6 protein-coding genes are annotated in these 6,946 nt (G+C 70.9%); 4 read left to right on the forward strand and 2 right to left on the reverse strand.

Annotated features, from left to right (window positions below; all coding sequences use genetic code 11):
* The first annotated feature begins 109 nt into the window (after positions 1-109).
* Positions 110-865 (forward strand): class I SAM-dependent methyltransferase, encoded by a 756-nt coding sequence (locus AB0B50_RS14770; RefSeq protein ID WP_362330366.1) that lies wholly within the window; start codon positions 110-112, stop codon positions 863-865.
* On the opposite strand, the gene AB0B50_RS14775 is transcribed toward AB0B50_RS14770, so the two are convergent.
* The gene (locus AB0B50_RS14775) at positions 826-2,292 is read right to left on the reverse strand and encodes a SulP family inorganic anion transporter (RefSeq protein ID WP_362330369.1); all 1,467 of its coding nucleotides are present in this window, start codon (positions 2,290-2,292) and stop codon (positions 826-828) included. The genes AB0B50_RS14770 and AB0B50_RS14775 overlap by 40 nt on opposite strands.
* Before the next feature lie 254 nt (positions 2,293-2,546).
* Between AB0B50_RS14775 and AB0B50_RS14780 the strand changes: the two genes are divergently transcribed.
* The 3 genes from AB0B50_RS14780 (at position 2,547) to proC (ending at position 5,161) form a co-directional block, all read left to right on the forward strand.
* On the forward strand, positions 2,547-3,356 hold the full coding sequence (locus AB0B50_RS14780; RefSeq protein ID WP_362330372.1) for an ABC transporter ATP-binding protein: 810 nt from the start codon (positions 2,547-2,549) through the stop codon (positions 3,354-3,356).
* A 132-nt stretch (positions 3,357-3,488) separates the two neighbouring features.
* On the forward strand, positions 3,489-4,226 hold the full coding sequence (locus AB0B50_RS14785; protein WP_362330374.1) for an ABC transporter permease: 738 nt from the start codon (positions 3,489-3,491) through the stop codon (positions 4,224-4,226).
* Between the two features lie 110 nt (positions 4,227-4,336).
* Positions 4,337-5,161, forward strand: a complete 825-nt coding sequence (gene proC / locus AB0B50_RS14790; RefSeq protein WP_362330377.1) for a pyrroline-5-carboxylate reductase — start codon at positions 4,337-4,339, stop codon at positions 5,159-5,161.
* 102 nt (positions 5,162-5,263) lie between these two features.
* On the opposite strand, the gene trpS is transcribed toward proC, so the two are convergent.
* Complete coding sequence (gene trpS / locus AB0B50_RS14795; RefSeq protein ID WP_362330380.1) at positions 5,264-6,274, reverse strand: tryptophan--tRNA ligase; 1,011 nt, start codon at positions 6,272-6,274, stop codon at positions 5,264-5,266.
* Positions 6,275-6,946: the final 672 nt, after the last annotated feature.

The following is a 6,946-nucleotide window of genomic DNA, read 5'->3' on the forward strand; positions in this document are numbered from 1 at the left end:
GCCATGGGCTGTCACCGCCATGGGCTTTCGCTGACGCAGGTTTTCACCGACGCGGGCTGTCACCGACGCGGGCTTTCGCGGACCGGTGCCCCGGCGTCACGATGACCGCATGACGTCTGCCCCGTCCCGCGCCCACTCCTTCAACGCGGCCGCCGCCAGATACGCGGCGTACCGCCCCTCCTACCCGCCCGCCCTCTTCGACGCCGTCGAGCGCCTCGCGGGCAACCCCCTCGCCGGCGCGCGCGTGGTGGACGTGGGCGCGGGCACCGGTATCGCCACCGCCCTCCTGTCCGACCGGGGCGCGGACGTCCTCGCCGTCGAGCCGGGCGACGGCATGGCGGAGCAGTTCCGCCGCACGCTGCCGCACATCCCCGTCGTGCGCGGCGACGGCAACGCGCTGCCGCTCGCCGACGCGTCGGCCGACTTCATCACGTACGCACAGGCCTGGCACTGGACCGACCAGGAGCGCTCGGTGCCCGAAGTCCTGCGCGTGCTGCGCCCCGGCGGCGCCCTCGCCCTGTGGTGGAACATCCCGGACAACGAGACGCCGTGGTTCGACGCCCAGACCGAGCGCGTCGCCCGTTTCCTCGGCATGGACGACGACGCCCGCCACACCGCCGACCGCACCAGCAAGCTGACGACCGCCCTCGACTTCCGCAGCGACCGCCTCCGCTGGAGCCGCAGCGTCCCCCTGGACACCCACCTCGCCAACCTCGGCACGCACTCGGCGTTCCTGGTCCTCGGCGACGAGCGCACGGCGGCCTTCCTCGCCGAGGAGCGCGGGGAGCTGCTCAAGGTCTTCCCGGACGCGGTGGTCGAGGAGAGCTACGTCGTGGACCTGCTGGTCGCGACTCGCCCCGCCTGAACCCCGCCCGCCGGCCGCGGCCCCCGCCGCTGCGCCCACGCTTCGAGCGCCGCCGCGCACGCGTGGTCGACGTGCCGCAGCCCCGCGAGGTCGAGCCGTGCCTGCCGGTCGACCGGCAGTGCCTCCAGGGCGTCGAGCAGTTTGGGCAGACGCAGGAACGTGGCGTTGCCGACCACGCGGACGACGAGACCGGCGGCGCCCCGGTCCTCGGTCTCCACGTGGACATGGCTGATGTCCCACGCGGTCTTGCCGACGGCGAGCGCGAGCCCGATCAGCACTCCCTCGAAGAGGTTGGTCAGCACGATCGCCACGGCCGTCACCCCGAGCACCACGGCCTCACCGCGATGCTCACGCCACAACGGCACCACCTCGCGTACGGGAATGAGCTTGCACCCCGCGTGCACGAGCAGTCCGGCCAGCGCCGCCACCGGGATCAGCGCGAGCGCGGCGGGCAGCGCGGCCGCGAAGAGCAGCAGCCATACGCCGTGCAGGACCCGGGAGGCCTTGGTCCGCGCCCCGGCCCGTACGTTCGCCGCGCTGCGCACGATCACGGCGGTCATCGGCAGTGCGCCGAGGGCTCCGCAGACGACGTTCCCCGTGCCTTGCGCGATCAGCTCCTTGTCGTAGTCCGTACGCCGCCCCTGGTGCAGCCGGTCCACCGCCGCGGCACTGAACAGCGACTCGGCGGACGCGATCAGCGCGAACGCGAGCACGGTCCCGACCATGGCCACTTCCGTGAGGCGCCCGAACTCGCCCGCGCCCGGCGGCCGTACGGCGTCCAGCAGTCCGTGCACCTCGATCCTGCGCACGGGCAGCCGCAGCAGGGCCGTGACCGCCGCGGCCAGCGCGACCGCGACCAGGGGCGCGGGCAGAATCCGCGAGGCCGCCCGCCAGCGCGGCCACAGGACGAGCACCAGGACCGTTCCTGCACCGACGGCGAACGCGACGGGCTCGGCGGCTCCGGCGAGACCGACGAACCCGGCGATCTTCCCGCCCGCGCCGGCCGGAGCGGCGACATCACCCATCACGTAGAGCTGCCCGGCGATCAGCACGAGCCCGATACCGGCGAGCATGCCCTGCACCACGGCGACGGACACGGCACGGAACCAGCGCCCGAGCCGCAGCGCCCCCACCCCGATCTGCAGCAGCCCCGCGGCGAGCACGAGGACGCCGAGCGTGGCGAGCCCGTACGCGCGCACCGCCTCGTACACAAGGACCGTGAGACCGGCGGCGGGCCCGCTGACCTGCAGGCTGCTGCCCGGCAGCACGCCGACGACGAGCCCGCCGACGATGCCGGTCACGAGGCCGAGCTCGGCGGGCACGCCGGACGCCACGGCGACGCCGAGACAGAGGGGGAGGGCGACGAGGAAGACGACGAGAGAGGCGACGAGATCGGCGCGCGCGGTGCGGGCAGGGCGGATGGGCAAGGGGCACCTCCGGTGGTGAACGCGTACGTGAGCACGGGCGATCGGGAGATGCGTGGGGGAGGAGTGTCGGGGCGGGGGAGGGCCCGGCACTGAAACCCATTGTCGCGTAAGGCAGTTGATCGCGCAGGAGGCCGGAAGCCCTGTCACTCCCGCACCGGAAGCGCGGGGGCGCGCCCCGCGGCCCGCTCCACTCCCGCGCCCCCTGAACGCGCGGTGCCTTGACGGGTCCGCACCCCGGGAGGATTATTCATCACATGATGAATAATCGAGGCCCGGCCGTTCTGGCCGAGGGCCTGACCGTCGTCCGGGGCCCCCGCCCCGTCCTGCGCGGCCTCGACTTCACCGTCCCCCGAGGGCAGATCACCGGGCTCCTCGGCCCCTCCGGCTGCGGCAAGTCCACGCTCATGCGCTCGATCGTCGGCACCCAGGCCAAGGTCACGGGAACCCTGCGGGTCCTCGACCACCCCGCGGGCGCCCCGGCCCTGCGCTCCCGCATCGGGTACGTCACCCAGGACCCGTCCGTCTACGACGACCTGACGGTCCGCCAGAACCTCGACTACTTCGCGGCCGTCCTCGACCCGGGCCGCGGCCCCGCCGCCGAACGCCGCCACGCCGACGTCACCCGCGTCCTCGACGACGTCGACCTCACCTCGCACGCCGACGCCCTGGCGGGCAACCTCTCCGGCGGCCAGCGCAGCCGCGTCTCCCTCGGGGTCGCGCTCCTGGGCACCCCCGAACTCCTCGTCCTCGACGAGCCCACCGTGGGCCTCGACCCCGTACTCCGCCGCGACCTGTGGAACCTCTTCCACGCCATCGCCACGGACCGCGGCACCACGATCCTCGTCTCCTCCCACGTCATGGACGAAGCGGAACGCTGCCACCGCCTCCTCCTGATGCGAGAGGGCGAACTCCTGGCGGACGACACCCCGGACTCCCTCCGCACCCACACGAACACACCCACGGTCGAAGAGGCGTTCCTGCACTTGGTGGACAAGGCAACAGCGACAACCGAACCACCGACCGCCGCGACCCCGGGCCCCTCGACGAAGGCGCCCCCACGATGACGACGATCCCTCTCCTCACCGCCGTCCTGCCGAACTGCCCGCCCGCCCCGGCCGCCCGGCCCCACCGACCAGGAGCCCCCGGTGAAGGGGCCCCCTCGACGACAACGTGCCCCAGCTGAACCGGAGCCCCCGATGAACGCCTACCGCACCTTTGCCACCGCTGCCCGAGTGCTGCGTCAGCTTCGGCACGATCCGCGGTCCATCGCGCTGATGATCCTCGTGCCCTGCGTGATGCTGCTCCTCCTGCGCTACGTGTTCGACGGCAGCCCGCGGACCTTCGACTCCATCGGCGCCTCGCTCCTCGGGATCTTCCCGCTCATCACGATGTTCCTGGTGACCTCGATCGCCACCCTCCGCGAACGCACCTCCGGCACCCTCGAACGCCTCCTCGCCATGCCCCTCGCCAAGGGCGACCTCATCGCCGGCTACGCCCTCGCCTTCGGCGCCCTCGCCGTCGTCCAGTCCGCCCTCGCCACCGGCCTCGCGCTGTGGGTCCTCGGCCTGGACGTCACGGGATCCGCCTGGCTCCTCCTCCTGGTCGCCCTGCTCGACGCCCTGCTCGGCACCGCGCTCGGCCTCTTCGTCTCGGCCTTCGCCGCCTCCGAGTTCCAGGCCGTCCAGTTCATGCCGGCGGTGATCTTCCCCCAGCTCCTCCTCTGCGGCCTGTTCGCGGCGCGCTCCAGCATGCAGCCGGTCCTCGAATGGATCTCCAACGTCCTCCCCATGTCGTACGCCGTCGACGGCATGAACGAAGTCCTCCGCCACCCCGACGTCACCGGCGACTTCGTACGCGACGCCGTCATCGTCGCGGCCTGCGCCCTGCTGGTCCTCTGCCTGGGCGCGGCCACCCTGCGCCGCCGCACCGCATGAGCGGCCGCCGCACCCCACAAGCGGAGGTCCGCCCACCGGACAGCCCCGCTGCCCCCGACCCCCCAGTGCGAGGATGGCCCCCGAACGACGCACCCCCGGAGGCCCCGCGCATGAGCAGCAAGACGAGCCAGAAAGTCGCAGTCCTCGGCACCGGAAAGATCGGTGAAGCCCTGCTCAGCGGCATGATCCGCGGCGGCTGGGCACCCGCCGACCTCCTGGTCACCACCCGCCGCCAGGAGCGCGCCGACGAACTCCGCACCCGCTACGGCGTCACCCCCGTCAGCAACGCCGACGCCGCCAAGCAGGCCGACACCCTGATCCTCGCCTGCAAGCCGCAGGACATGACCAAGCTGCTCGACGAACTCGCCCCGCACGTCACCCCCGACCGCCTGGTCATCAGCGCCGCCGCGGGCATCACCACCTCCTTCATCGAAGAGCGCCTGGCCGAGAACACCCCGGTCGTCCGCGTCATGCCGAACACACCCGTCCTCGTGGACGAGGGCATGTCCGTGATCTCGGCCGGCAGCCACGCCTCCGCCGCCGCGCTGTCCCATGCCGAGGACATCTTCGGCGCCGTGGGCAAGACCCTCCGCGTCCCCGAGACACAGCAGGACGCCTGCACGGCCCTGTCCGGCTCCGGCCCCGCGTACTTCTACTTCCTGGTCGAGGCCATGACCGACGCGGGCATCCTGCTCGGCCTCCCTCGCGACAAGGCCCACGACCTGATCGTCCAGGCCGCGATCGGCGCCTCCGTCATGCTCCGCGACAGCGGCGAACACCCGGTGAAGCTCCGCGAGAACGTCACGTCCCCCGCGGGCACGACGATCAACGCGATCCGCGAGCTGGAGAACCACGGCGTGCGCGCAGCCCTCATCGCCGCCCTGGAAGCAGCCCGCGACCGCAGCCGCGAACTGGCCTCAGGCAACAACAGCTGACACCCACCGAAGCCCCTGGTGCGGGCGGGGCTGCCCAAGGCCCCGCCTGAACCACCAGCTCACGTACATGGACATCCGTCCGTCATGGACATCCGTCCCTGACTACCGGGCCTCGCTCACCGGCGGCAGCAGCCCGATCGCCCGATAGGCGCCGTCCACCGTCGGCTTGGCCATCCCCCTGGCCCGCTCCGCTCCCCGCCGCAACACCTCCTCCATATAAGAGGGATCAGCCACCAACTCCTTGTGCCTCTCCTGCACAGGCCTGAGGAGCTCCACCACGGCCTCGGCGGTGTCCTTCTTCAGTGCGCCGTACGACTCGTATACACCGCTCAGAGCCTCGGGGTTCCCACCCTGGCAAGCCGCAAGGATCTCCAGCAGATTCGAGACCCCCGGCTTCGCCTCCCGGTCGTAGGCGACATCGCTGCCGCTGTCCGTGACGGCCCGCAGGATCTTCTTGCGGATCACCTCCGGCTCGTCCAGCAGATAGACGATCCCGGCCCCGGCATCGTGGGACTTGCCCATCTTCGACGTCGGGTCCTGCAGGTCCATGACCCGCGCCGCCACCTTGGGCGGCGTGGCCCGCGGCACCACGAACGTCTGCCCGTACCGCTGGTTGAACCGCACCGCCAGGTCCCGCGTCAGCTCGACGTGCTGGGTCTGGTCCTCCCCGACCGGCACCTCGTCGGCCCCGTACGCCAGGATGTCCGCCGCCATCAGCACGGGATAGGTGAGCAACGACAGGCGCACACTCCCGCCCCGCGCCCGCTCGAGCACGGACTTCTCCTTGTACTGGATCATCCGCCGCATCTCGCCGTCCGTCGCGACGCACTCCAGCAGATACGAGAGCCGGGCGTGCTCGTCCACATGGCTCTGGACGAAGACGGTGGCCTGCTCGGGATCGATCCCCGAGGCGAGCAGCAGCGTCGCCGCCTGCCTACTGAGCCGACGCACCCGCCCGGGATCGTGGTCCACGGTGAGGGCGTGCAGGTCGACGATGCTGAAGAGCGAGTCGGCCCGGTGCTGGTCGACCTCGGCCCACCGCCGGACGGCTCCCAGGTAGTTCCCCAGGGTCAGGTGCCCCGTCGGCTTGATCCCGCTGAAGATCCTCGTCATCTCTCCGCCTCCTGGTCAGGACCGCCGTCCCGGCGGCCGGGTCCAGGTCCTCCAGGGGGAGAAACACGAACGGCCGCCGAGGCGGCGGCCGTTGGGTACATGCGTAAGTACGGCCGCCGTCAGGCGGCCCACCACAGCTGGGCGTACGCACGTGTAGTCACGTCTCCCAGGGTAGCCCTCAGGAGGCCCTCATGGTCGGGAGTTGACACTCCCCGAGGCAGAACGTAGTGTTCTCCGAGTTGTCCGACGTGAGCGTCGACCAGTCACCACTTGGTCGGTCCCCGGACAGCCATTCCGCAACAACCATTCAAACGATCGACGTCGTGTTCCCTCGTGGAGCCCGCCTTCGTTCCGTTTTCATGCGTATTTGCGAAATGAGGAATCGGCGTTCGAAAGAGCGCCCCCGATTAGGTCGGGAGCCAAGATTCCGCTAAAGTCTCACTCGTCGGAACGGCCCAACAGCCGCGAAGACAACTCCCGCTGACCGGGAATCAGGCCCGAAAGGATCTGATAGAGTCGGAACCGCCGGAAAGGGAAACGCGAAGGCCGAAAGGCCGGAGCGGGAACCGGAAAGGCACCGAGGAAATCGGACACGAAAGAGTCTGATAGAGTCGGAAACGCAAGAATAAAAGAAACACCGAAGGGAAGCGCCCGGAGGAAAGCCCGAGAGGG

It is taken from the genome of Streptomyces sp. NPDC041068 (assembly GCF_040647455.1).
Classification (GTDB): Bacteria; Actinomycetota; Actinomycetes; order Streptomycetales; family Streptomycetaceae; genus Streptomyces.

What these genes read in the sequence shown, in the direction of transcription:
- AB0B50_RS14785 (WP_362330374.1), top strand. Translation starts at nt 3,489, where the DNA reads ATGAACGCCTACCGCACCTTTGCCACCGCTGCCCGAGTGCTGCGTCAG.
- proC (WP_362330377.1), top strand. Translation starts at nt 4,337, where the DNA reads ATGAGCAGCAAGACGAGCCAGAAAGTCGCAGTCCTCGGCACCGGAAAG.
- trpS (WP_362330380.1), bottom strand. Translation starts at nt 6,274, where the DNA reads ATGACGAGGATCTTCAGCGGGATCAAGCCGACGGGGCACCTGACCCTG.
- AB0B50_RS14770 (WP_362330366.1), top strand. Translation starts at nt 110, where the DNA reads ATGACGTCTGCCCCGTCCCGCGCCCACTCCTTCAACGCGGCCGCCGCC.
- AB0B50_RS14780 (WP_362330372.1), top strand. Translation starts at nt 2,547, where the DNA reads ATGATGAATAATCGAGGCCCGGCCGTTCTGGCCGAGGGCCTGACCGTC.